20 protein-coding genes are annotated in these 22,879 nt (G+C 73.2%); 8 read left to right on the plus strand and 12 right to left on the minus strand.

The genetic code is table 11. The features are described from left to right. Positions 1-357 carry an iron-sulfur cluster insertion protein ErpA gene (gene erpA / locus CW362_RS34010; protein WP_037623995.1) on the minus strand — a complete coding sequence of 119 codons (357 nt, stop codon included), beginning with the start codon at positions 355-357 and terminating at the stop codon, positions 1-3. A 337-nt stretch (positions 358-694) separates the two neighbouring features. Here erpA and nadA point away from each other — a divergent pair, with 337 nt between their 5' ends. Next, positions 695-1,879: a quinolinate synthase NadA gene (gene nadA / locus CW362_RS34015; protein ID WP_103553469.1), complete on the plus strand. Its 1,185-nt coding sequence runs from the start codon at positions 695-697 to the stop codon at positions 1,877-1,879. A 152-nt stretch (positions 1,880-2,031) separates the two neighbouring features. Here the strand turns inward: nadA and CW362_RS34020 are convergent, their stop codons facing one another. From CW362_RS34020 to CW362_RS34040, 5 genes are all read right to left on the minus strand, one after another. After that, positions 2,032-5,178, minus strand: coding sequence for an efflux RND transporter permease subunit (locus CW362_RS34020; RefSeq protein WP_103553470.1), 3,147 nt, complete (start codon positions 5,176-5,178; stop codon positions 2,032-2,034). Positions 5,179-5,334: 156 nt separating this feature from the next. Beyond that, complete coding sequence (locus CW362_RS34025) at positions 5,335-6,012, minus strand: response regulator (protein WP_103553471.1); 678 nt, start codon at positions 6,010-6,012, stop codon at positions 5,335-5,337. Further along, complete coding sequence (locus CW362_RS34030) at positions 6,009-7,283, minus strand: sensor histidine kinase (protein WP_206301139.1); 1,275 nt, start codon at positions 7,281-7,283, stop codon at positions 6,009-6,011. Before CW362_RS34030 ends, CW362_RS34025 begins: the two co-directional genes overlap by 4 nt. Before the next feature lie 479 nt (positions 7,284-7,762). Then, positions 7,763-8,041 carry a PspA-associated protein PspAA gene (gene pspAA, locus CW362_RS34035; protein ID WP_103553473.1) on the minus strand — a complete coding sequence of 93 codons (279 nt, stop codon included), beginning with the start codon at positions 8,039-8,041 and terminating at the stop codon, positions 7,763-7,765. A gap of 29 nt (positions 8,042-8,070) precedes the next feature. Continuing rightward, entirely contained in the window at positions 8,071-8,865 is a 795-nt protein-coding gene (locus CW362_RS34040; protein ID WP_103553488.1) for a PspA/IM30 family protein, read from the minus strand. A gap of 247 nt (positions 8,866-9,112) precedes the next feature. On the opposite strand from CW362_RS34040, the gene CW362_RS34045 reads away from it, so the two are divergent. Together CW362_RS34045 and CW362_RS34050 are read left to right on the plus strand one after the other, a co-directional pair. Beyond that, positions 9,113-9,739, plus strand: a complete 627-nt coding sequence (locus CW362_RS34045; RefSeq protein WP_103553474.1) for a DUF3043 domain-containing protein — start codon at positions 9,113-9,115, stop codon at positions 9,737-9,739. 83 nt (positions 9,740-9,822) lie between these two features. After that, on the plus strand, positions 9,823-10,524 hold the full coding sequence (locus tag CW362_RS34050; protein ID WP_103553475.1) for a class I SAM-dependent methyltransferase: 702 nt from the start codon (positions 9,823-9,825) through the stop codon (positions 10,522-10,524). Between the two features lie 138 nt (positions 10,525-10,662). Here the strand turns inward: CW362_RS34050 and CW362_RS34055 are convergent, their stop codons facing one another. Beyond that, positions 10,663-10,875 (minus strand): hypothetical protein, encoded by a 213-nt coding sequence (locus tag CW362_RS34055; protein ID WP_103553489.1) that lies wholly within the window; start codon positions 10,873-10,875, stop codon positions 10,663-10,665. Between the two features lie 113 nt (positions 10,876-10,988). Between CW362_RS34055 and CW362_RS34060 the strand changes: the two genes are divergently transcribed. Then, entirely contained in the window at positions 10,989-12,188 is a 1,200-nt protein-coding gene (locus CW362_RS34060; protein WP_103553476.1) for a bifunctional adenosylcobinamide kinase/adenosylcobinamide-phosphate guanylyltransferase, read from the plus strand. Positions 12,189-12,278: 90 nt separating this feature from the next. On the opposite strand, the gene CW362_RS34065 is transcribed toward CW362_RS34060, so the two are convergent. After that, positions 12,279-13,346, minus strand: coding sequence for a class I SAM-dependent methyltransferase (locus CW362_RS34065; RefSeq protein ID WP_103553477.1), 1,068 nt, complete (start codon positions 13,344-13,346; stop codon positions 12,279-12,281). A gap of 122 nt (positions 13,347-13,468) precedes the next feature. Between CW362_RS34065 and cobT the strand changes: the two genes are divergently transcribed. From cobT to CW362_RS44185, 3 genes are all read left to right on the plus strand, one after another. Next, complete coding sequence (gene cobT, locus CW362_RS34070) at positions 13,469-14,578, plus strand: nicotinate-nucleotide--dimethylbenzimidazole phosphoribosyltransferase (protein WP_103553478.1); 1,110 nt, start codon at positions 13,469-13,471, stop codon at positions 14,576-14,578. Between the two features lie 382 nt (positions 14,579-14,960). Further along, positions 14,961-16,784: a phosphatidylglycerol lysyltransferase domain-containing protein gene (locus CW362_RS34075; RefSeq protein ID WP_103553479.1), complete on the plus strand. Its 1,824-nt coding sequence runs from the start codon at positions 14,961-14,963 to the stop codon at positions 16,782-16,784. 22 nt (positions 16,785-16,806) lie between these two features. After that, positions 16,807-17,508 (plus strand): hypothetical protein, encoded by a 702-nt coding sequence (locus tag CW362_RS44185; protein WP_162684316.1) that lies wholly within the window; start codon positions 16,807-16,809, stop codon positions 17,506-17,508. Here the strand turns inward: CW362_RS44185 and CW362_RS34085 are convergent. Next, a complete protein-coding gene (locus tag CW362_RS34085) occupies positions 17,445-18,212 on the minus strand; it encodes a hypothetical protein (RefSeq protein WP_103553480.1) in 768 nt (255 codons plus the stop codon). The genes CW362_RS44185 and CW362_RS34085 overlap by 64 nt on opposite strands. 60 nt (positions 18,213-18,272) lie before the next feature. Here CW362_RS34085 and CW362_RS34090 point away from each other — a divergent pair, with 60 nt between their 5' ends. Then, a complete protein-coding gene (locus tag CW362_RS34090) occupies positions 18,273-19,067 on the plus strand; it encodes an adenosylcobinamide-GDP ribazoletransferase (RefSeq protein WP_103553481.1) in 795 nt (264 codons plus the stop codon). On the opposite strand, the gene CW362_RS34095 is transcribed toward CW362_RS34090, so the two are convergent. Genes CW362_RS34095 through pelF form a run of 3 tightly spaced genes read right to left on the minus strand, consistent with a single transcriptional unit; the run spans position 19,068 to position 22,869 of the window. Continuing rightward, a complete protein-coding gene (locus tag CW362_RS34095) occupies positions 19,068-19,724 on the minus strand; it encodes a spherulation-specific family 4 protein (RefSeq protein ID WP_103553482.1) in 657 nt (218 codons plus the stop codon). Then, positions 19,721-21,349 carry a hypothetical protein gene (locus CW362_RS34100; RefSeq protein WP_103553483.1) on the minus strand — a complete coding sequence of 543 codons (1,629 nt, stop codon included), beginning with the start codon at positions 21,347-21,349 and terminating at the stop codon, positions 19,721-19,723. The genes CW362_RS34095 and CW362_RS34100 overlap by 4 nt, the downstream gene beginning before the upstream one ends. Continuing rightward, the gene (gene pelF, locus CW362_RS34105) at positions 21,346-22,869 is read right to left on the minus strand and encodes a GT4 family glycosyltransferase PelF (RefSeq protein WP_103553484.1); all 1,524 of its coding nucleotides are present in this window, start codon (positions 22,867-22,869) and stop codon (positions 21,346-21,348) included. Before pelF ends, CW362_RS34100 begins: the two co-directional genes overlap by 4 nt. Between the last annotated feature and the right edge of the window lie 10 nt (positions 22,870-22,879).

Consider the following 22,879-nt stretch of genomic DNA (forward strand, 5'->3'; position numbering starts at 1 on the left):
TTAGCTGAAGGAGTCGCCGCAGGCGCAGGAGCCCGTCGCGTTCGGGTTGTCGATCGTGAAGCCCTGCTTCTCGATGGTGTCGACGAAGTCGATCGAGGCGCCGCCCAGGTACGGGGCGCTCATGCGGTCGGTGACGACCTTCACACCGTCGAAGTCCTTGACGACGTCGCCGTCGAGCGAGCGCTCGTCGAAGAAGAGCTGGTACCGCAGGCCGGAGCAGCCGCCGGGCTGAACGGCGACGCGCAGCGCCAGGTCCTCGCGGCCTTCCTGGTCGAGCAGGGCCTTGACCTTGGCGGCGGCGGCGTCGGACAGGATGATGCCGTCGTTCACGGTGGTGGTCTCGTCCGATACGGACATCTGCTTCTCTCCCGGGTTGTACGGAGACTGCTTGCCGCAGGTTGCAACCGGCGGGGCCGCGGATTCATTCCGGGCCGAGCTCATGTCTTACTGCCTTCTCTCTTCATGCTCGCACACGCGCCCCTGCGCGAACACCGTCCTGTGGACAACCCCACGTACACCTCGGTGTCGCCCGCCGGAGAGGCGACCGGGATTCACGTCACATGGACGCTATGGCCATCGTCAACGTGACGTGAAGCGGTTATGATAGATAGCGTCAAAGAGACGAAAAGGCATCGTACCGCCGGACCGCTCCCCTGGGAGCCCGGCGACCCGCAGAACAGAAAGGGTGCGTGTCGTGACCACCGCCCAGACCCAGGAGCTCGACGTACAGCCGACGCCCCTCGCCCTGCTGCTGCTCGGCCGCCAGGCCGACCCGAAGAGCGAGCGGGGCGTCGAGTGCCCCGGCGACCTGCCCTCGCCGTCCGACCCGGACCTGGTCGAGCGCGCGCGGGCGGCCAAGGAGAAGCTCGGCGACAAGGTCTTCGTGCTCGGCCACCACTACCAGCGCGACGAGGTCATCCAGTTCGCTGACGTCACGGGTGACTCCTTCAAGCTGGCCCGTGACGCGGCGGCCCGTCCGGAGGCCGAGTACATCGTCTTCTGCGGTGTGCACTTCATGGCCGAGTCCGCCGACATCCTCACCGGCGACGCCCAGAAGGTCGTCCTGCCGGACCTCGCCGCGGGCTGCTCGATGGCCGACATGGCCACCGCCGAGCAGGTCGCCGAGTGCTGGGACGTCCTGACCGAGGCCGGCATCGCCGAGCGGGTCGTGCCCGTCTCGTACATGAACTCGTCCGCGGACATCAAGGCCTTCACCGGCAAGCACGGCGGCACGATCTGCACGTCCTCGAACGCCCAGCGGGCCCTGGAGTGGGCCTTCGAGCAGGGTTCGCAGGTGCTGTTCCTGCCCGACCAGCACCTCGGCCGCAACACCGCCGTCCGCGACATGGGCATGTCCCTGGACGACTGCGTGGTCTACAACCCGCACAAGCCGAACGGCGGGCTGACCGCGGAGGAGCTGCGCGGCGCGAAGATGATCCTGTGGCGCGGCCACTGCTCGGTGCACGGCCGCTTCAGCGTGGACTCGGTGAACGACGTGCGCGAGCGCATCCCGGGCGTCAACGTCCTCGTGCACCCCGAGTGCAAGCACGAGGTCGTCGCGGCGGCGGACTACGTCGGCTCGACCGAGTACATCATCAAGGCCCTGGAGGCCGCCCCGGCCGGCTCGAAGTGGGCGATCGGCACGGAGCTGAACCTCGTGCGGCGGCTGGCGAACCGGTTCGCGCCCGAGGGCAAGGAGATCGTCTTCCTCGACAAGACGGTCTGCTTCTGCTCGACGATGAACCGCATCGACCTGCCCCACCTGGTGTGGACCCTGGAGTCCCTCGCCGAGGGCAACCTCGTCAACCGCATCGAGGTCGACAAGGAGACCGAGGCGTTCGCGAAGCTGGCGCTGGAGCGGATGCTGGCGCTGCCGTAACCACGGACGGCTCCGAAGAGCGACACCGAAGAGGCGCCTCCCGGTCACCGGGGGGCGCCTCTTCGTCGTACGTCGCCCCGCACGGCCGGAGAACGACGGGCCCCCGCCCCGGCGCGTGAACGCCGGGGCGGGGGCCGCTCCCTGGAACCGGCTCAGACTCCGGCCGGCTCCGGGGACTTGTCCTCGTCGTCCACGGAGTCCTCGCCGGAACCGGCCGACCCGGTCTCCTTCTTCGACTCCCGCTTCGCCGCCCGCTTCGCCGCGCGGCGCTCCTTGCGCAGTTCGAGCATCGCGTAGAGCGTCGGGACGAGCAGCAGCGTCAGCAGCGTCGACGTGATGAGGCCGCCGATCACGACCACCGCGAGCGGCTGCGCGATGAAGCCGCCCTCACCGGTGACGCCCAGCGCCATCGGCAGCAGCGCGAAGATCGTCGCCAGGGCCGTCATCAGGATCGGGCGGAGCCGGTGCCGGCCGCCCTCGATGACGGCCTCGACCACACCGTGGCCCTGCGCCCGGTACTGGTTGACGAGGTCGATCAGCACGATCGCGTTCGTCACCACGATGCCGATGAGCATCAGCATGCCGATCATCGCGGGGACACCCATCGGGGTGCCCGTGACGACGAGCAGGCCGATCGCGCCGGTCGCCGCGAACGGGATCGACACCAGCAGGATCAGCGGCTGGACCAGCGAACGGAACGTCGCCACCAGCAGCATGAAGACGATCGCGATCGCCGCGAGCATCGCCAGGCCGAGGTTCTTGAACGCGTCGTCCTGGTCCGAGGAGACACCGCCGATCGACGCCGTGGCACCGGCGGGCAGCTTCAGCTCCTTGAGCTTCGCCGTGAGGTCCGCGCTGACCGCGCCGGTGTTGTCGCCGGCCGGCTTGGCGGTGATCGTGGCGGCTCGCTGGCCGTCGATCCGGGTCATCGAGACCGGTCCGTCGACCAGCTCCACGTCCGCGATGTCACCGAGCTTCACCGCGCCGAGCCGCAGCGCGCGCAGTTCCGCGATCGTGGTGACCGGCTTCGCGGACCTGATGACGACGTCACGCTCGGCGTCGTCCAGGACCGCCTTGCCGGTGGTCGTGCCGCGGACGGCCTGGGTGACGGCCGCGCCGAGGGTGGCGTCGTCGAAACCGGCCGCCGCGGCCTTGGAGTTGGCCCGCACCGAGATGCGCGGCACGCTCTGGGAGAGGTCGCTGCTGACGTCGGTGACGTCGTCGAGCTTCGCGACCGCGCCACGGACCTGCTCGGCCGCCTTGCGCAGCACGTCCGCGTCCGCCGCCTTCACGACGACCTTGAGGTCCTGGCTGCCGAAGGCGTCGCCGGCCGCCACCGTGGTGGTGCCGAGACCGGAGAGCCCGCCGAGCCCCTTCTCGATGCGCTTCTTGACGTCCTCGGAGGAGGCGGAGTCCTCCAGCATGACCTGGTACGACGCCTGGTTGGTGTCCGTGCCGCCGCCGAAGGCCGCCATGAAGCCGGAGGAACCGATGGTGACCTGGTAGTCCTTGACGCCCTCGACGCCGTCGAGGAGCTTCTCGACCTTCTTCGCCTGCGCGTCGGTCGCGGCCAGGCTGGTGCCCGGCTTCAGCGCCTGCTTGACGGTGAGGACCTCCTGCTCGCCCTGGTCGAAGAAGTTCGTCTTCAGCAGGGGCGCCATGCCGAACGTGCCGACGAGGACCGCGGCCGCGATCAGCAGGCTGGTGAGCCGGCGACGGGTCGCGAAGCGCAGGACGGGGACGTAGAAACGCTGGAGGCGGCTGTTCTCCTCCTTCTCCTCGGCCTTGCGGCGGGCCTCCTCGGCGTCCGCCGGGGTGCCCTTGGGCGCGCGCAGGAACCAGTACGAGAGCACGGGGACGACCGTCAGCGAGACGAGCAGGGACGCGAGGAGCGCCGCCGTGACCGTCAGGCTGAAGGAGCCGAACAGCTCGCCGACCATGCCGCCGGTGAGCCCGATCGGCAGGAAGACGGCGACCGTGGTGAGCGTCGAGGAGGTGACCGCCCCGGCCACCTCGCGGACCGCGGTGAGGATCGCCTCCTCGCGCTCCTCGCCGTATCCGAGGTGCCGCTTGATGTTCTCCAGGACGACGATCGAGTCGTCGACGACCCGGCCGATCGCGATGGTGAGCGCGCCCAGCGTCAGCATGTTGAGCGACAGGTCACGGGTCCACAGCACGATCAGCGCCAGCACCACGGACAGCGGGATGGACACCGCGGTGACCAGCGTCGAGCGGACCGAGGCGAGGAAGAGCAGGATGACCAGGACCGCGAAGAGCAGACCGAGGGCGCCCTCGGTGGTCAGTCCGTGGATGGACTTGGAGACCGCCGGGCCCTGGTCGCTGACGACGGTGATCGCCGCCCCCTTGCCCAGGTCGGCGCGCAGGCCGGGCAGCTTGTCCTTGACCGCGTCGGAGATGGCGACGGCGCTGCCGTCGTGGGCCATGGTGACGGTCACGGCGAGGCTCGGGCGGCCGTCGGTGCGCGTGATGGAGTCGGCCGCGGCCTGCGTCTGCGCGACGGTGGCGACGCTTCCGAGGCGCACCGGCTTCTTGCCGGGCGCTCCGGTGACCATCAGGTCCTGGATCTGGCGCAGCGAGGTGAAGCCGCCGCCGACCCGTACGGTGCGGTTGCTGCCGTCCTCGTCGAAGGAACCGGCCGGGACGGTCGCGCCGCCCGCCTGGAGCGCCTGGCCGAGGGCGGCCGGGGTGAGGCCGGCCCTGGCGAGCTTCTTGTCGTCGGGCGTGACGGTGACCTGGAGGTCCCGTACACCGGCGACGTCGACCCGGCCGACGCCGTCGATGCCCTCGAGGGCGGGGACGACGGTGCGGTCGAGCCGGTCGGCGAGCGCCTGCTGGTCCTGGCCGGAGGTGACGGCGAGGACGACGGTCGGCATGTCGTCGGTGGAACCGGCGATGACCTGCGGGTCGACCGAGTCGGGCAGCTGGGCGCGGGCCCGGTTGACGGCCTGCTGGACGTCGGCGACGAGCTGCTTGGTGTCGTTGCCGTAGTCGAAGGACGCCATGATCACGGCGTTGCCCTCGCTCGCGGTGGAGGTGACACCGGTGATGCCGTCGACGGCCTGGAGGCTGTTCTCGACGGGCTCGACGACCTGCTTCTCGACCACGTCGGGAGACGCACCCTGGTACGGCGCGAGCACCGACACCACGGGCAGTTCGATGGTGGGCAGCAACTGCTGCTTGAGCTGGGGGATCGCTATCGCCCCGAAGACGAGCGCGATGATCGACATCAGCCCTATGAGGGCCCGTTGCGCGAGGCTGAATCTGGACAGCCAGGACATGGGTGGTGGGTCTCTCTTCCATGGTTCGAGCGGAACGCGGGGGACGGGGGATTCCCCCACGCCACACCCTGGGCCATGGACGGGCGGTGATCCGTAACCCCTGGGTCCATTTCCTTGCCCGGAACCTACTCCAGACGCAGTACGCGCAGGTGACGCTCAGTCCACCCGGGGGCGGACCAGTCCCGACTCGTACGCGATGACCACCAGCTGGGCCCGGTCGCGGGCGCCGAGCTTGGCCATGGCCCGGTTGACGTGCGTCTTCACCGTGAGCGGACTCACTTCGAGGCGCTCGGCGATCTCGTCGTTGGAGTGGCCGGCGGCGACCTGGACGAGCACCTCGCGCTCGCGCCCGGTGAGGGCGTCGAGCCGCTCGGAGCGGGCGGCACCGGGCCCGTCGTCGTCACCCTGCGCGAGGAACCGGGCGATGAGGCCCTTGGTCGCGGCCGGGGACAGCAGCGCCTCGCCGCCCGCGGCGATGCGGATGGCGTTCAGCAGTTCCTCGGGTTCGGCGCCCTTGCCGAGGAACCCGGACGCCCCGGCCCGCAAGGACTGCACCACGTACTCGTCGACCTCGAAGGTCGTCAGCATCACGACCCGCACGTGCGCGAGGGCCGGGTCGGCGGTGATCATCCGGGTGGCGGCGAGGCCGTCGGTGCCCGGCATCCTGATGTCCATCAGCACCACGTCGGCCCGCTCGTCCCGGGTCACCGCCACGGCCTGGGCCCCGTCGGACGCCTCGCCCACGACCTCCATGTCCGGTTCCGAGTCGACCAGCACGCGAAAGGCGCTGCGCAGCAGCGCCTGGTCGTCGGCGAGCACGACACGGATCGTCATACGGGGTCTCCCAGGGCGGACGCGTGGTTCTTGACCGGAAGGATCGCATGGACGCGGAAACCGCCTCCGTAGCGGGGACCGGCCGTGCAGCTCCCGCCGATCGCGGTGACGCGCTCGCGCATGCCGAGCAGTCCGTGGCCGCCGCCCTCCTGCGGTCCGGCGTCCTGTCCCGGATCATGCCCGTGCTCCGGGCCGTCCTCCGGTCCGGGGCCGGTGTCCCGTCCCGGGCCGTTGTCGAGGACCGTCACCTCCACCACCGGTCCGACCCGGACGACACTGACCTCCGCCTTCGCTCCCGGGCCCGCGTGCTTGCGCACATTGGTCAGCGCCTCCTGGATCACCCGGTACGCGGCGAGGTCGGCGGCCGCGGGCAGCACCGTGCCGGAGTCGGAGCGGGCCACCTCGACGGGGAGCCCCGCGTTGCGGAAGGTGTCCGCGAGCTCGTCGAGCCGGGCCAGCCCGGGGGCGGGCTCGGTCGGGGCCTCGGGGTCGCCGGACTGGCGCAGCAGCCCCACGGTGGCGCGCAGTTCGTTCAGCGCGGACCGGCTGGCCTCCCGCACGTGGGCGAGCGCCTCCTTGGCCTGGTCGGGGCGCTTGTCCATCACGTGGGACGCGACTCCGGCCTGCACGTTGACGAGGGCGATGTGGTGGGCGACGACGTCGTGCAGGTCGCGGGCGATCCGCAGCCGCTCCTCGGCGACGCGGCGGCGTGCCTCCTCCTCGCGGGTGCGCTCGGCCCGCAGCGCGCGTTCCTTGATCGCGTGCACGAAGGCGCGCCGACTGCGGACGGCGTCACCGGCCGCGGCGGCCATGCCGGTCCACGCGAAGACGCCGAGGTTGTCCTGGGCGTACCAGGGCAGCGGACCGGCGAGCATGGCGACCGCCGTCAGGACCGTCATGGTGAGGAGGCCCACGCGCCAGGTCGTGGGGCGGTCGGTGGACGAGGCCACGGTGTAGAGGGCGACGACGGCGGACATGGCCACCGGGGCGCGGGGGTCGGCGGTCACCAGCTCCACCAGGGAGACGGCGACGGTCGCCACGAGGACCTTCATCGGGGCGCGGCGGCGGAAGACCAGGGCCGCGGCCCCGAGGGCCATCAGCGCGAGGCTGAGGACGTCCGGGGTGCGGGCGCTCCAGGTCGTGCCGTCGGCGCCGTGCGAGTCGACGAAGGAGCCGGCCACCATGGCGACGAGGACGCCCGCGGCGATGGTGGCGTCCAGGGCGAGGCGGTGGTCCCGCAGCCAGTCCCGCATACGCTCCAGGGTGCTCATCCGGTCCACGGTACGGGTCCCTGCCGGGCTCGGGACCGGGTGGTGCGGCACGGGTGTGCGGGGCCGCCTCCCGCGGGGCGTGGGCCGGTGCCGCGTCCCGGGGGCACGATCGCGGAGCGGGGGCCGGGCCCTCCCCGGCGGGCGCGAGTCCCCGGCGCGAAGCCCTGCCGGGCCGGGGCCGGGTGGTACGGGGACGACCGCGCGCGGGGTGGTACCTCGTCCGGGGGCGCGCTCGAGGTGTGGGGGCCGGGTCGTGCCCTCCCCCACGGGTGTGGGTCCTCCGGTGCGAAACCCTGCCGGGCTCCGGCACGGGCGTGGGGACGGTCCGGTTCCCGGCCGGGGTGGCACGGGTGGTGGCGGGCCCGGGGCGCCCGCTCGTTCTCGCGGGTCCCGGCCGCGGGCTTTCCCGGGCTCCGGGGCGCGGTGTCCGGGCTTCCGGGGTGGGGGTCCGGAAGCGCGGGAACCGTGCCGGCGGGGCGTCAGCCGGGGATCAGGCCGTCGTCGCTCAGCATCTCGCGGACCTCTTCGAGCGTGGCGTCCGGGGACGGGAGGATCAGCTCCGACGGCTCCAGCGAGTCGTCGGGGAGCGGCGTCCCGGCATCGCGCACCGCGTCCAGGAGAGCTCCCAGGGTGCGGCGGAAGCCGGCCTCGTCGCCCCTCTCCATCTCGGTGAGCAGTTCGTCGTCCAGCTTGTTCAGGGTGGTGAGCCGGCCGTCGTCCAGTCTCACCTGCCCCTCCCCCATGATCCGTACGATCATGTCGCCTCCTCGGGCACGGGCCCGTCAGGTCACTGCTTGTCGAAGCGCGGGGTGTCCTGGGTCTGCGACGGCTGGGCCTGGCCCGTGCCGCCCTCGATCGCCTGCTGCTGCGACGAGGAGCCGCCGGCCAGCTCGGCCTTCATGCGCTGTAGCTCCAGCTCCACGTCCGAACCACCGGAGATGCGGTCCAGCTCGCTCTGGATGTCGTCCTTCGCCAGCCCGGTGGGGTCGTCGAGGGCTCCGGAGGCGAGCAGCTCGTCGATCGCGCCGGCCCGCGCCTGGAGCTGCGCGGTCTTGTCCTCGGCGCGCTGGATGGCGAGCCCCACGTCGCCCATCTCCTCGGAGATGCCGGTGAAGGCCTCGCCGATCCGGGTCTGTGCCTGGGCCGCCGTGTAGGTCGCCTTGATCGTCTCCTTCTTCGTGCGGAAGGCGTCGACCTTGGCCTGCAGACGCTGGGCGGCGAGGGTGAGCTTCTCCTCCTCGCCCTGCAGGGTCTGGTGCTGCGTCTCCAGGTCGGTGACCTGCTGCTGGAGCGCGGCGCGGCGCGACAGCGCCTCACGGGCGAGGTCCTCGCGGCCGAGCGCGAGGGCCTTGCGGCCCTGGTCCTCCAGCTTGGAGGACTGGTTCTGGAGCTGGTTCAGCTGCAGTTCGAGGCGCTTGCGGCTGGTCGCCACGTCGGCGACACCGCGCCGGACCTTCTGGAGCAGCTCCAGCTGCTTCTGGTAGGAGTAATCGAGGGTCTCGCGCGGGTCCTCGGCCCGGTCAAGGGCCTTGTTCGCCTTCGCGCGGAAGATCATCCCCATACGCTTCATGACACCGCTCATGGGCTTCGCGCGCCCCCTTCTGACGGACTCCAGCTCCAGGTACTGCAACAGGACCCACAGTACGGGCCCCGCATCCATTACCGCACTGTTCGGGGACGGATGCGCTCATCCCCAAGGACGACTGCGCCCGCCACCGCTCCGGCGTAAGGAGTAGGTGGCACCCGGGGGTGCACCCCTGGGCGTCGCCCCCACTGTCCCCCTACAGACGCGCGGTGTTGCCGGATCGTTCCCCACTCGACCGACGTCCATGCTCGCGGACCCCGTACCCTTGGGTTTTGTGTTCCGTAGCCGTGCGAAGGAAGAGAAGGCCCCCGCCGACAAGGCGCCGGTGACCGACTCCAAAGTGACCCGTGACCCTCAGGCCCCCAAGGGCCGGCCCACGCCCAAGCGCAGTGAGGCCCAGACCCAGCGCCGCAGCGTCGCCCAGACGCCGACGACGCGCAAGGAGGCGGCCAAGCGCCAGCGCGACGACCGTCGCGCCGCGATGGAGCGCCAGCGCCAGGCGCTGGCCAGCGGTGACGAGCGCTACCTGCCCGTGCGCGACAAGGGCAAGGTGCGCCGGTTCGCGCGCGACTACGTGGACTCGCGGCTCTGCATCGCCGAGCTCTTCCTGCCGCTGGCCGTGATCATCCTGATGCTGAGCGTGGTGCCGTCCGCCGTTCTCAAGAACGTGGCCCTGCTGCTCTGGCTGGTCGTCATCGTGATGATCGTGGTCGACTCGGTCGTCATCGCGATCCGCCTGCGGAAGCAGCTCAACACGCGCTTCCCGGACGAGAACACCAAGGGTGCGGTCCGTTACGCGCTGATGCGCACGCTCCAGATGCGTCGACTCCGGCTGCCGAAGCCGCAGGTCAAGCGCGGAGAGCGGCCCTGAGCACTACGTCGTTCTCCGGGGGCGCGGCGGATGCCTGGCTGAGCAGGCTGGGCGGGCTGCGGGATGTCGTACGGCAGGAACTGGTGGCCCGGCAGCTCGATGAGCAGATAACCGGGCGGTATCCGGTGGGGCAGCGCCTGCGCGTGCTCGACGTCGGGGCGGGCCAGGGCACACAGGCCCTGCGCCTCGCGCGGGCCGGTCATCAGGTGACCGCGCTCGAACAGGACGCCACGATGCTGTCCGTGGCCCGTCAGGCGCTGGCCGCCGAGCCCGAGGGCATCCGGAGCCGGGTGCGCCTCGTCGAGGGCGACGGGCACGAGACCGGTGTGCACTTCCTGCCGGGCAGTTTCGACGTGGTGCTGTGCCACGGCGTCCTGATGTACGTCGAGGAGCCGGACGCCATGGTGGCGGGGCTGGCGCGGATGCTGGCCCCGGGCGGGCTGCTCTCGCTGCTGGTGCGCAACGCGGACGCGCTGGCCATGCGGCCCGGGATCGGCGGGGACTGGACGACGACGCTGGCCTCGTTCGACACGACCGCGTACACCAACCGGCTCGGTCTCGACGTCCGCGCCGACCGGCTCGCCACGCTGACCGCCACGCTCGCCGGGATCGGTGCTCCGCTGCACGCCTGGTACGGGGTGCGCGTCTTCACGGACACGGCGGCCGACGGCGCGCCGGTGCCGCCGGACGTGGAGACGCTGCTGGCCGCGGAGGAGCGGGCCGGCCGGACGGACCCCTACCGCCAGGTGGCGGCCCTTCTGCACCTGTGCGGTGTGCGGGGCTGAATCCCCCGGCCGCCGAGCGCCCGGACCGCCGGTGCGGCCGGACCGCCGGTGCGGCCGGACCGCCGATGTCGCCCGCACGGGTGCCGAGGCGGGCGGCGACGGGTTGCCGGGGAGGGTCCCCCGGCAACCCCTGCCGGCCTACTCCGACTCGGCGTGCAGGCTCATCGGGCCGTAGATCTGCGTGCTGTCCTCGAAGAGGAACACCTGGTCCGCACCACCCGCCACAAGGTCCTTCCACACCTCACCGATCCAGGACTCGGCATCGCCCTGGGTGGTGAACTCCTCGGGCTGCACCGCGGGTTCGACCTCTGTCCCGTCGGACTTCTCGAACCGCCACGTCCATGCCGCCATGTACGCCTCCAAGGTGTGAGCACACTGCACAGCGGAAGCCGGACAAGATCCGTCTCCCGTCCGAAGCCTAGCCGGACGCGCAAGACGTGCGGGGACACGGAAAAATCGGCGGCGTGGAACTGACTCTGCTCGGCACCGGTGCCCCCGCGGGCCTGCCCCGCCCCGAATGTCCCTGCGCCGCCTGCGCGACCGCGCTCGGCGAGAGGGCGCGGGCGGCCACCGCGCTGCTCGTGGACGGAACGCTGCTGCTCGACCTCACCCCCGGCGCCGCGTTCGCGGCGGCCCGCGCCGGACACTCACTGGGCGGCGTACGGCAGGTACTGCTCTCCCATCCGCACGACGGGCCCGCCCTGGAGGTGCCGGCCGGGCTGCCGGGGCCCGGCCGGGTGCCCGACGGACGGGAGTTGGCGCTGCTGACGGGGCACCGGGTGCGGGCGGTGCCGATGGACGCGCCCGGCACGGGGTACGCGGTGACCGGTCCGGCCGGGCAGCGGCTGCTGTACCTGCCGCCGGGCGCGGCACCGGCGGGCCTGGACGAGAACGGCGGGGCGTACCACATGGTGCTCCTGGACGTGGTGGGACGTCCCGACGCCCTGGCGAGGCTGCGCGCGGCCGGCGCGGTCGACCCGACGACGGACGTGATCGCGGTGCACCTCGACCACGACGTGCCCCCGGGGCCCGAACTGCGCAGACGGCTCGCCGCGGCGGGCGCGCGGGCCGTGCCCGACGGGACGACGCTCGACGTGGGCGTCTACGAGGACGTGCCCGACGTGCCGCGCCGGACGCTGGTGCTCGGCGGGGCGCGTTCGGGCAAGTCGGTGGAGGCGGAACGGCGGATGGAGTCCTTCCCCGACGTCCTGTACGTCGCCACGGGGGGCACCCGCGGCGGGGACTCCGAATGGGCGCAGCGCGTCAGCGCCCACCGCGAGCGGCGGCCCGGCTCCTGGCGGACCGTCGAGACCTGTGACCTGGTTCCCCTCCTCGCGGAGGAGGGACCGCCCCTGCTCGTCGACTGTCTCTCGCTGTGGCTGACGGACGCCATGGACGCGGTGAACGCCTGGGACGACGCCGAGTGGTCCGGGGGCGGCGAGCGTGCCCTGCGCGCCCGCGTGGAGGAGCTGGTCGCCGCGGTCCGGCGGACCCGCCGCACGCTCGTCGCCGTCTCCAACGAGGTCGGCTCGGGCATCGTGCCGGCCACCGCCTCCGGACGCCGCTACCGCGACGAACTCGGGCGGCTGAACGCGGCGTTCGCCGAGGAGTGCGAGCACGTGCTGCTGGTGGTGGCGGGACAGGCCCTGGCGCTGCGGGGGTGAACCCGGGCCCGCTCCCCGCCGGTGCGCGCGGGCTGCCGGACGCGGGGCGGGCGGGGTGCGGGGACCCGTGCGGGCCGCGGGGCGACGGGTTCAGGTCTCCTTGCGGGCGACGATGCGGTACGCGTTCGAGAAGCGGGTGCGGCGCAGCAGGGGGGCCAGGAGCCGGTCCAGCGCGACGGTCGAGGCGAGGAGCGGGGCCGCCGCCCGGCCGAGGGCCAGGCGCGCGGTGCGCTGGAGGGGGGTCGGGGGTGCCGGGCGCCAGGGGGCGTCGGGGCCGGGGAGGGCGCGCCCGAGCGCCAGGGCGAGGGCACCGGAGAGGTCGTGGGGGACGTGCGGTTCGCGCCGGTCCGTCGCGACGACCGCGCAGCCGAGGGACTCGAGTTCGCCGAGCAGGTTGGGCAGCGGCATGAGGTGCAGATGGCGCGGCTGGCCGTACGCGGGCCACCACTTGCCGAGCAGCGCCCCGAACGCGCAGTCGGGGTCGGGCACTTCGGCCAGGAGGTGCCCACCGGGTCTCAACACCTCCAGCGCGGCGCGCAGTTCCTCGCGCGGTTCGGGCGTGTGCTCCAGGTGGTGGAACATGCTCACCACGTCGTAGCGGGCGCGCAGCCGCTCACCGATCACCGGGTCGGTGAGCCGTCCGACGTGCGCCTCCTCCACGCGCCCGGCCGCCCGCGCCCTCTCCACCCGCCGCGTCGCGTCGAGGCCGTCGAAGGAGGTGTACGGGTGGACCTCCTTGGCCGCCGCCGGGAAGTGGCCGTGCCCGGTGCCGATGTCGAGCCAGCTCTCCGGCTCCGCGTAGGGCAGCACGGCGCGGGCCGCCGCGCGGTGGCGTCCGGCTCCGCCGTGGCCGCCGAGGAGCCGTTCGGCGAGGTCGTCGTGGGCGCCCTCGCACGGGTCCCGGTGGTAGAAGGCCAGCCCCTCGGGGGTGAGCCGGGGGTTCTGGAAGGCGTGGGCGCAGTCCCCGCATTCGTCGACGACGAACGTCCCCGGTTTGCGCTGCCTCAGGTCCGGCGTCCGCAGCCGGGTGCGCAGGCGCTTCGAGCCGCACCAGGGGCAGTCGGCGCGGCGCGGTTCGTGGAACCGGGCGGTGCCCCGGGCGAGTTCCGCCGCGTAGGCGGCACGGTGTGCGGTGGTCGGCTGCGGGATGGAGGGCATGGACGCTCCTGTCGGGGACGAGTAGTACGACAATCCGACACAAACGGTACGTAGGTGAAGAGGATCCGGAGCGCAACGACGTGGCGCGGGCGCGTTCGATCGGTGCCGGTACTGTTCGGCGAATGAGCTCGCTTAATCTCGACGACTTCACCGATCTGATCGAGCGTCCCGACGGAGGCGTACGCCGTGACGCCGAGGCGCACCGGGAGCGCCGGATCGTGCCGCCCGGGGCGCTGGGCCGACTCGACGACCTGGGTGAATGGCTGGCGGCGGCGCAGTCCGCGGTGCCGGTACGGCCGATCGAGCACCCGCGCGCCGTGCTGTTCGCGGGCGACCACGGGGTCGCCGCCCTCGACGTGTCGGCGCGCCCCGCGGGCGGTGCCGGCCGACTGGTGCGGGCGGCCCTCGAGGGCGCGAGCCCCGCATCGGTCCTGGCCCGCGGGTTCGGCGTGCCGGTGCGCGTGGTCGACATGTCGCTGGAGGCCGATCCCGGAGGGCTGCCCGACGAGGTCGTACGGCACCGGGTCCGGAGCGGTTCGGGGCGGATCGACGTCGAGGACGCGATGACCCTGGAGGAGGCGGAGGCCGCCTTCCGGGCCGGCATGGCCGTCGCGGACGAGGAGGCCGACTCCGGTACGGATCTGGTGGTGCTCGGCGACATCAGCGTGGGCGGGACCACGGCGGCGGCCGTCCTGGTCGCGGCGCTGTGCGGGACCGACGCGTCCGTCGTGACCGGGCGGGGCGGGCAGCCCATCGACGACCTCGCGTGGATGCGCAAGTGCGCCGCGGTGCGCGACGCCCTGCGGCGGGCCCGGCCCGTGCTCGGGGACCAGTTGCAGCTGCTCGCGACGGTGGGCGGGGCCGATCTGGCGGCGACGACCGGCTTCCTGCTGCAGAGCGCGGTGCGGAAGATGCCGGTGATCCTCGACGGGGTCGTGTCGGCCGCGTGCGCGCTGGTCGGCCAGCGGGTCGCCTTCCGGGCGCCGGACTGGTGGCTGGCGGGGCAGCGCAGCGGGGAGCCGGCGCAGGCGAAGGCGCTGGACCGGATGTCCCTCGAACCGCTGCTCGACCACGGGGTGACGGTGGGTGAGGGGGCGGGTGCGCTGCTCGCGCTGCCGCTGGTGCAGGCCGCTGCGCGTCTCGCGGCGGAGCTGCCGGAAGCCCCCGCTCCGGAGCCGGAGGAGACCCCGGCCGAGCCCGACGCCGACGCCGAGCCCGACTCCGAGGTGTAGCCCCGGGGCAGGTTCCCGGCCCGTGCCCGCCCGACCCTGGCTCGGGCCGGGCGGGCACGGGCTTTTTCGCCCCCTCCGCCCCTACCCTTCCCACCCCTGGGGCTCCGCCCCGGACCCCGCTCCTCAAACGCCGGAGGGGCTGGATCTCCACGCCCGCGAGGGACTGCACCCGAGCCACCGCTCACCCGCAGCCGGGTACGCACGCGAGGGGCCGTGCCGGTACATCGATGCCCGTCGCCACCGACGCCCACCCCTCACCCGACGGCGACGGGCTGATGCACCGGCACGGCCCCGACCCCCCACCGGAGCCGGACCCGCGAACGCCATGGCCCGGGTCACCCCTCCCCCGCAGCGGACCTCACGGGCCATATCATCCCGATTCATGGAATATGCCCGGATTGCCGTTGTCGATGGCCAGGAACGGGTGTCGGCCCGCCGGAGCGACGGGGACCGGCGGTCCACGGCTGCCTCGCGGCGGTCCGCCGCCTTCGCCGTGTGGTACCTGCGCGCGGTCACGTTCATCAACTTCCTGAGCGCCGCCTGGGTGTCGCTCGGACAGGACGTACGGCGGCACAACACCGAGAACTACTTCACGCCCTACCTGCTGACCGCGGGCTTCGCCTCCGGCGTGTTCACCATGTTCCTGGCCACCACGATGCGGCGGCGCAAGCGGGCCGCGTGGATCCTCAACTCCGTGCTCGGCGGACTGTTCCTGCTGCTGTTCGGCATCGCGATGGCGTTCCCCGAGATCCGCCAGTACGCGCAGAACTGGGTCTCGCTCGCGCTGACCGCCGCCTTCGTGGGCTCCCTGGCCGTCGGCCGCCGGGAGTTCTACGCCAAGGGCGACCGGTCGAACCCGAAGCTCGCCGCGGCCGTCGCGGCCGGGGGGCTGCTGGTCGCCTCGCTGCTCGCCACGCTGCTGGTCACCGTCACCAACGACGCGCACGACGCCCACCGTTCGACCTTCCTGGACCGCTGGCGCTACGGCACCCTGCGGCTCGTCTCGGTCGCCGCCGACGACTCCCACTACCCCGGCATCGCGACCCCGAACTGGGTCAACGTCTCGATCAACGTGCTCAGCACCCTGCTGGTGCTCGCCGTCCTCTACGCGGCCTTCCGCTCCCGGCGCGCCGTCGACCCGCTCACCGAGGACGACGAGAAGCGGCTGCGCGAACTGCTGGAGCGCAACGGCGACCGGGACTCGCTCGGCTACTTCTCGCTGCGCCGGGAGAAGAGCGTGGTCTGGTCGCCCACCGGCAAGGCGGCGGTGGCGTACCGGGTGGTGGGCGGGGTCTCCCTGGCGAGCGGCGACCCCATCGGCGACCCCGAGGCGTGGCCCGGCGCCATCGAGCCCTGGCTCGCCGAGGCCCGTGAGCACGGCTGGATCCCGGCGGTGATGGGTGCGGGCGAGGAGGCGGGCACGGTCTACTCCCGGCACGGCTTCGACGCCCTGGAGCTGGGCGACGAAGCCCTCGTCGAGACGGCCGAGTTCACCCTCGAGGGGCGGGCCATGCGGACCGTCCGGCAGGCCTACAACCGGGTCGGGCGGGCCGGGTACCGGGTGCGCATCCGGCGGCACGAGGACATCCCGGCCGCCGAGATGGCGTATCTGCTCCGGCGCGCGGACGACTGGCGCGACGGCGCGACCGAGCGCGGTTTCAGCATGGCGCTCGGACGGCTCGGCGACCCCGAGGACGGCCGGTGCGTGATGCTCGAGTGCACGGACGCCGAGGGCGGGCTGAGGGCGGTGCTGTCCTTCGTGCCGTGGGGGCCGAGCGGGCTCTCCCTCGATCTGATGCGGCGCGACCGTGACGCGGAGAACGGGCTCATGGAGTTCATGGTGATCGAGCTCCTGCGGCGCGCCCGGGAGATCGGGATCACCCAGGTCTCGCTCAACTTCGCGATGTTCCGTTCGGTCTTCGAACGTGGGGCGCGCCTCGGCGCGGGCCCGGTGCTGCGGCTGTGGCGGTCGCTGCTCAGCTTCTTCTCCCGCTGGTGGCAGATCGAGTCGCTGTACCGGGCCAACGCCAAGTACCGGCCCATCTGGGAACCGCGGTTCCTGCTCTTCGAGAAGAGCGCGGACCTGCTGCGCATCGGGGTCGCGTCCGCGCGCGCCGAGGGGTTCCTGGAGGCCCCGGGCCTGCCGAAGTGGCTGCACCGCAAGCACCTGGAGTCGCACAGACGAGACCAGCGGGGGCCGACGTGAGGAGAGCCGTGGGGACGACCGGATGAGCGCGCCCGCCCGCTGGGCCCGCGCCGAGTGGGGTCTGCTGTACGCCACCGTGCGCCGGGCCCTGCGGGCGAACGGGTGGCGGGCCGTCCCGATGACGCTCGGCGCGGTGTGTCTGACGGCCGCCCTCCAGTTCGTGCAGAACCAGTCCTGGGGCTACCGGCTGGTGCAGGACACGGGCTCCGTCCGGGCCGAGGACCCGCTGCGGCTCGCCCTGCTGCGCACCCCGCTCTCCTTGTTCGTCCCGGCGCTGGACCTGCCGGTGTGGGGCGCGCTCGCGCAGATCCTGGTCGTCTTCGGGATCGCCGAGATCTGTCTGGGCTGGTGGCGCACGCTCGTGATCGCGTACGTCGCCACGCTGGCCGGGACGCTGTACGCCCGCGTCGGCATCGCGCTCGGCCCGCACCGGCCGCTGGGGCTGCCCGGGGCGGACGCGCTGGTCGTCGACACCGGCCCGTCGGCGGCGGTGGTGGGCCTCGCCGTGTTCCTGGGCTGGCGCTACCGGGCGTACGCGACGGTGGGGATCGTGATCGGGGCCATGGTGGCCGAGGTGATCGTCAAGGACAACCTGGCGGGCAAGGAACACCTGGCGGCGATCGCCGCGGTGCTGGCGCTGTGCGCCCTGTCCGCGGCGCGTCACCGGCGGTCGGACAGGGAGCGGTCGGGCACCGGGTCGGGTTTGCCGCCGATCCACTCCTGAACCCTGCGGGCCCGGACCGCCCAGCGGCGGTCGTGACGGTAGGCGCGCAGCCTGGACCGGGCGCGGGCGCGCGGCCGGTGCCGGTAGAAGCGCCTGGCCCACGGCGAGGCGGGCTTGGCCAGTCTGACGGCGCCGACGAGGGCGATGAAGGGGACGATCACCCCGAAGACCGCCGTGCGGGCCTTGCCCTTGCTCAGGGCGAGCAGCACGAAGAGGAAGTTCAGGACGATGGTCCCGATCGCGCTCGCGCGGTTCTGCGCCTCCTGGTCGCTGAGGTCGTTGACGCCGAGCGGCGAGAAGCCGCTGAGCATCAGGCCGAGGAGGGCCGCCGTGACCACCACGACCTCGACGCTCTTGCGCCCGTCCTCGGTCCAGTAGACGTCGTCGAGGTGCAGGATCAGCGCGAACTCGTCGAGCACGAGGCCCGTTCCGACGCCGAAGACCACGGCGCTCACGCAGGGCCAGAATCCGTAGCGGCTGCCGGCGACCGCGCCGAAGCCGCCGATCACCGTGAGCACCACCCCGGGCACCACGTGGTGGATGTGCAGGTCACCGGCCTTGACGTTGCCGAAGGGGCCCTTGCCGGCGCGGATCAGCCGTACGACGACACGGGTGACCACGAAGGTCACGACGAACGAGGCGAGCGCCAGGAACAGGGGGAGCTTCCCCGGCTCGACGAGGTTCCGATACAGCCAATGACCCATATGTGAACTTTATCCAGCACCGCCGTATCCGCCTTCCGGACGTCCGGGTACCCTGCGCCGATGTCCAAGACCGCCTCCGGGGCCTCGCTGCCCGACAGCCTCCGCTTCGCCTTCGGCACCCTCACCGTGCTCCCGGTGAAGGTGACCCGCTGGGACCGTGACGCAGCGCGCGGCGGCATGCTGTGCGCCCCCCTGGCCGGCCTGGTGGTCGGGGCGGGCGCGGCGCTGACGGGCGTGGCGCTGCTGGCCATGGGATCGGGTCCGCTGCTCGCGGCCGTGGCCACCGCCGCCGTGCCGGCCGCGCTCACCCGGGGCCTGCACCTCGACGGTCTCGCCGACACCGCGGACGGGCTGGGCAGCGGCAAGCCGGCCGAGGACGCGCTGCGGATCATGAAGCAGTCGGACATCGGCCCGTTCGGCGTGATCACCCTCCTGTTCGTCCTGCTCGCCCAGGTGGCCGGACTCGCCCAGGCCTATGAGGCCTCGTGGGGCCGGGGCGTCCTCGCGGCCGTCGTCCCGGCGGCCGCGGCCCGCCTGGCCCTCACGCTCGCCGCCCGCACCTCGGTGCCCGCGGCCCGCCCCGGGGGGCTGGGCGCGGCGGTCGCGGGCACCGTGCCGGTACGCGGCGCCCTGCTGGTGGCGGCGGCCGTGACCGGCGTCGCGGCGGGCGCCGGGGCCCTCGTCGGGAGGTACGACACCGTGCGCGCCGCGGTGGCGGTGGGCCTCGCCCTGCTGGCCGCCGAACTGCTGCTGCGGCACTGCGTCCGGCGCTTCGGCGGTGTCACCGGCGATGTGTTCGGCGGTCTGGCGGAGACGGCGGCGACGACCGCGCTCGTGATTCTCTCGCTGGGCTGATCACCGCGTTCCCGGGGCGGGGGCGAGGCCGTTCGGCAGGGTGCCCCAGGGGTGGTCCCCCGTACCGGGGACCGCGCAGTGCAGCGCGGCCCCCCGTTCCCTGGCCGGTGCCGCCGCGTCGACGCCGGCCGGAGCCGCGTGGACGAGGTGGCACAGGACCGCGTCGGCTCCCGTCCACCGCGGCGGGGGCTTCCTCCGGTAGGTGGCCCAGGTGCCCTCGAAGGTGACGAGGACGTCGGCGATGCGGGCGTACGAGGGGTGCGGCACCGTGCCGTGGTTGAGGACGAGGGTGCCGCGGCCGAGGCCCCGGACCGCGGTCGCGAGCCGCCGGTAGTAGCCGAACTCGCCCTCCGTCGCGGCCACCTGGTCCAGGAACACGCCGTCGGTGCCGAACCAGTCCCGGTGCCGGGCCAGTTCGCCGAGGACGTCCGCGAGCGGCCTGCGCGCGTACGCCGTGTCGACGTACCCGAGGACCCGGACGTCCGCGGCGCGCAGCCGTCCGGCGACCGCCGCGAACCCCGCGTCGGGGTGCTCGCCCGGCCCGCTGGCGGGGTTCAGCACGACGCCGTACAGCCGGGGCGCCGCGGCGACGAGCGCGTCCCACTCGGCCGGACGGACGGCGGGGTGTTCGTAGTACGGGACGAGGAGGTCCTTCACCGGTGGGCCGTCGCCTTTCCGATCCGGGCGCGGGCGAGCACGGTCTGGGAGCCCGCCGCCGCGCCGTACACGATCAGGCCCACCCAGTGCGAGTCGCCCGTGTGCGTCGCCAGCGCCGCGGTCTGGGCGAGCGCGGCGGCGCAGACGACGGCGGCCGTGCCGGTGACGGCGCCGAAGGACTGGAGCAGCAGCCCGGTCCACATGACCACGCCCAGCAGGAGCAGTCCGCCGAGCCGGACCCCGTCCGCCGCCGCGGGCGCGTGCGGCCACAGCGCGGAGGCACCGAGTCCGAGCACGAGCAGCGCGGCGAGGTAACCGGTGAGGCACCTCAGGAGCGCGCCCGTGGCGGCCCGTCGGAATCCCCTCGCCGAGGTGCTGGAGCGCAGCCCTGCGAGGCTCCCGCTGCGGAACCGGAAGAGCAGCCACTCGGCGGGGCCCATGCTGAGGGTGAGCGCGACCGCGGCCGGTGCGGCGGCCGCCGTACGGGCCCCCGTCAGGACGTCTCCGAGCGCCGCGTACAGCACGAGGACACCGCTGCCGAGCCCGAAGAGGGCGTACGCGAGGGTTCCGGCGTGCCGGCGCGGGGCGGACCGGCGGGCGCGCAGCCGCGCGGCGAGCGCGCCGGAGCGGCCCGGAGCGGGCCCGGACTTCCCCGCGTCCGGCCGGCCCGCGGAGGCCGTCCGCGGCTCACCGGCCCGCCCGGACGGCCCGGCGCCGCCCCGCGGGTTCCTCCACGGCAGCAGCGCGAGCAGTCCCGCGCCCCAGCTCCCCTCCCCCAGCTCGCGTACGACGGGGGCCACCTCGAGGAACCCGAGCAGGGCGACCGCCGCCAGGGAGCCGAGGAGCAGGGCCACGCGCACCGGGTCGGGGACCGGGTGGAACACGGTCACGACCGCGCCCGCCGTCACGGGCGCCAGGGCGGCGAGCAGCGTGCGTTCCCTGCCCATGACCAGCAGGACGGTGGCCGCGCCCAGATAGCCGGACTGCCCGGCGGCGAAGGCGACGGCGCCCCGGCCGGCCGATCCCGCCGCGGCGAGGGCCACCAGGGAGCCGAGCAGGACACCGGCCGGGGTCCCGACGAGCAGCGCGCGGCGGGCGGCCGTGCGGTCACCGAGCCCCGTCCAGGTGTACGCGCGGTGCGCGAGCCCCTGGTTCCAGGTCCAGCCGCACAGCGCCCCGGCGAGCATCGGAACGGTGCCGGCCGGGAGTCCGAACGCGCCCCTCGGTCCCGCGAGGAGCGGTGCGGCGAGGACGTAGCCGAGACCGGGGAGGGCGAAGACCACGCCCCGCAGGAGGCAGCCGATCAGACCGATGCGCCAGGGGTCGTGGGCCGGGCCCTCCGGTTCGGGATAGCCCCGGTCGACCCGCTCGAACAGCGCCTCGGCGAGGGCGAAGGAGTCGGTGACGCCGTACCGTTCGCGGATCTGGTCGTCCGAGAGGCCGTCGGACTCCAGGAGCGCGGCCACCTCGTCGGGGTGGACGGCGGCGGTCACGGACTCCCCCAGCTCCGCGGCGAGTTCGTCGATCGGGTCGGGCTTCCCCCAGCTCGTCGAGCGGCGCTGGTTCGGCACCAGGGGACGGGTGGCCCCGTGGGCCCCGGGCTGCGTGCGCAGGGAGCCGCTCACCAGCCGGTCCCGTCCGTGGCGACGGCCCGGTACCAGGGGTCGCGCAGTTCGAGGGTCCAGTCGGCGACGGTCTCCACGGCGGGCTCGTACACCGCGGACCGGTCCGCCAGTTCCTGGTAGACCGTCCTGAACGCGTCGACGGAACGGCGCAGCGTGAACCGGTCGATGACCCGCCGGCGGGACAGCTCACCGAGGTCCAGCCGCCGTTCCTCGTCCCGCAGCAGGGCGAGGGCGGCGGCGGCCATCTTCTCCGGTTCGCGCGGCGGGACGACGATCCCGGTGTCTCCGACCGCCTCCCGGACCCCGCCCACGTCCGTGGAGACCGTCGTACGGCCGCAGGACATGGCCTCGATGATCGAGAACGGGAAGCCCTCCGAGATGGAGGACAGCATGACGACGTGGCCGGCCGCGTAGGCGCGCCACACCTCGGTGATCCGGCCCTCGAAGGTCAGCCCGTCGGTGACGCCCAGTTCGGCGGCGAGCTTCTCCAGACGGGTGCGGTACGCCTCCCCGCCGGGCGGCACGGGACCGAACAACCGCAGCCGGGTGTCGGGCAGTTCGGCGCGCACCATGGCGTACGCGCGAAGGAGCGTCTCCAGGTCCTTGATGGGGTCGATCCGGCCGCACCAGGTGAGGGTGGGCACGGCGGGTTCGGGTCCCGCGTGCGGGAAGGCGTGCGGGTCGACGCCGTTGTAGACCGTGCGGATCCGGTCCCCGTCGGCGCCGCCGCGCTCCTCCCAGCGGCGGTTGTACCGGTTGCAGGGGGTGATGAGGTCGGCGGCGCGGTAGCCGAGGGAGTTCAGCTCGCGGTAGAAGCCGAGCATGAACGCCTTGACGGGCCAGCGCTGTTCGGCGTCGCGGTAGCCGAGGTAGCGCTCGCGCAGATAGATGCCGTGCTCGGTGAGCAGGAACGGGACCCCGTCCAGGTGGCGCGCGACGAGGGCGGGCAGCGTGGCGAGGCCGCTGCTGACCGCGTGGGCGACGCAGTCCTCGGGGATCCGGACGCCGAGCGGGCGCAGCGCGTGCTCCAGCAGGTCCGTCGCCACGAGCGCGTCGTGCACGGTGGGCCGGGCGGCCGCCGTCGGCAGGTGCGGCATGGTCCAGATCCACATCAGCGAGCGCAGCGCCGCCTCGCCGCTCAGGGCGGCGGACAGGCGTCCGTCGCGGGCGAGCACGGCCAGCTCGTACAGGGCGTCGCCGAAGTCCTCGGGCGAGTCGGGATCGAGGAAGGAGAGCAGGAAGCGTTCGTAGATCTCGGCGAAGCGGCGCTGGGCGCGGCCGGTCGGCGGGCGGGAGCGGCCGGGGCGTGGTCCCCAGGTCGGCACCCGGGTGTGCCGGTAGACGTTGGGCGGCAGTTCCCAGGCCACGGGTTCGCGGCCGCTGCCGGTGAGCGAGACGATGTGGAAGTCGACCTCCGGCATGCCCTTGACCAGCTGGTCGCACCAGGTGCTGACCCCGCCGTGGACATGTGGGTAGGTGCCTTCGGTGAGCATGGTGACATGACGGCCGGTGCGCATCATGCGTGGTTCC

Origin of the sequence: Streptomyces populi (assembly GCF_002911015.1) — a bacterium.
In the GTDB taxonomy this organism is placed as follows: Bacteria; Actinomycetota; Actinomycetes; order Streptomycetales; family Streptomycetaceae; genus Streptomyces; species Streptomyces populi.

Excerpts from the sequence above, each read along its gene's own strand:
- erpA (WP_037623995.1), bottom strand. The coding sequence starts at position 357 with ATGTCCGTATCGGACGAGACCACCACCGTGAACGACGGCATCATCCTG.
- CW362_RS34020 (WP_103553470.1), bottom strand. The coding sequence starts at position 5,178 with ATGTCCTGGCTGTCCAGATTCAGCCTCGCGCAACGGGCCCTCATAGGG.
- CW362_RS34025 (WP_103553471.1), bottom strand. The coding sequence starts at position 6,012 with ATGACGATCCGTGTCGTGCTCGCCGACGACCAGGCGCTGCTGCGCAGC.
- CW362_RS34030 (WP_206301139.1), bottom strand. The coding sequence starts at position 7,283 with ATGAGCACCCTGGAGCGTATGCGGGACTGGCTGCGGGACCACCGCCTC.
- pspAA (WP_103553473.1), bottom strand. The coding sequence starts at position 8,041 with ATGATCGTACGGATCATGGGGGAGGGGCAGGTGAGACTGGACGACGGC.
- CW362_RS34040 (WP_103553488.1), bottom strand. The coding sequence starts at position 8,865 with ATGAGCGGTGTCATGAAGCGTATGGGGATGATCTTCCGCGCGAAGGCG.
- CW362_RS34045 (WP_103553474.1), top strand. The coding sequence starts at position 9,113 with ATGCTCGCGGACCCCGTACCCTTGGGTTTTGTGTTCCGTAGCCGTGCG.
- CW362_RS34055 (WP_103553489.1), bottom strand. The coding sequence starts at position 10,875 with ATGGCGGCATGGACGTGGCGGTTCGAGAAGTCCGACGGGACAGAGGTC.
- CW362_RS34065 (WP_103553477.1), bottom strand. The coding sequence starts at position 13,346 with ATGCCCTCCATCCCGCAGCCGACCACCGCACACCGTGCCGCCTACGCG.
- cobT (WP_103553478.1), top strand. The coding sequence starts at position 13,469 with ATGAGCTCGCTTAATCTCGACGACTTCACCGATCTGATCGAGCGTCCC.
- CW362_RS34075 (WP_103553479.1), top strand. The coding sequence starts at position 14,961 with ATGGAATATGCCCGGATTGCCGTTGTCGATGGCCAGGAACGGGTGTCG.
- CW362_RS44185 (WP_162684316.1), top strand. The coding sequence starts at position 16,807 with ATGAGCGCGCCCGCCCGCTGGGCCCGCGCCGAGTGGGGTCTGCTGTAC.
- CW362_RS34085 (WP_103553480.1), bottom strand. The coding sequence starts at position 18,212 with ATGGGTCATTGGCTGTATCGGAACCTCGTCGAGCCGGGGAAGCTCCCC.
- CW362_RS34090 (WP_103553481.1), top strand. The coding sequence starts at position 18,273 with ATGTCCAAGACCGCCTCCGGGGCCTCGCTGCCCGACAGCCTCCGCTTC.
- pelF (WP_103553484.1), bottom strand. The coding sequence starts at position 22,869 with ATGATGCGCACCGGCCGTCATGTCACCATGCTCACCGAAGGCACCTAC.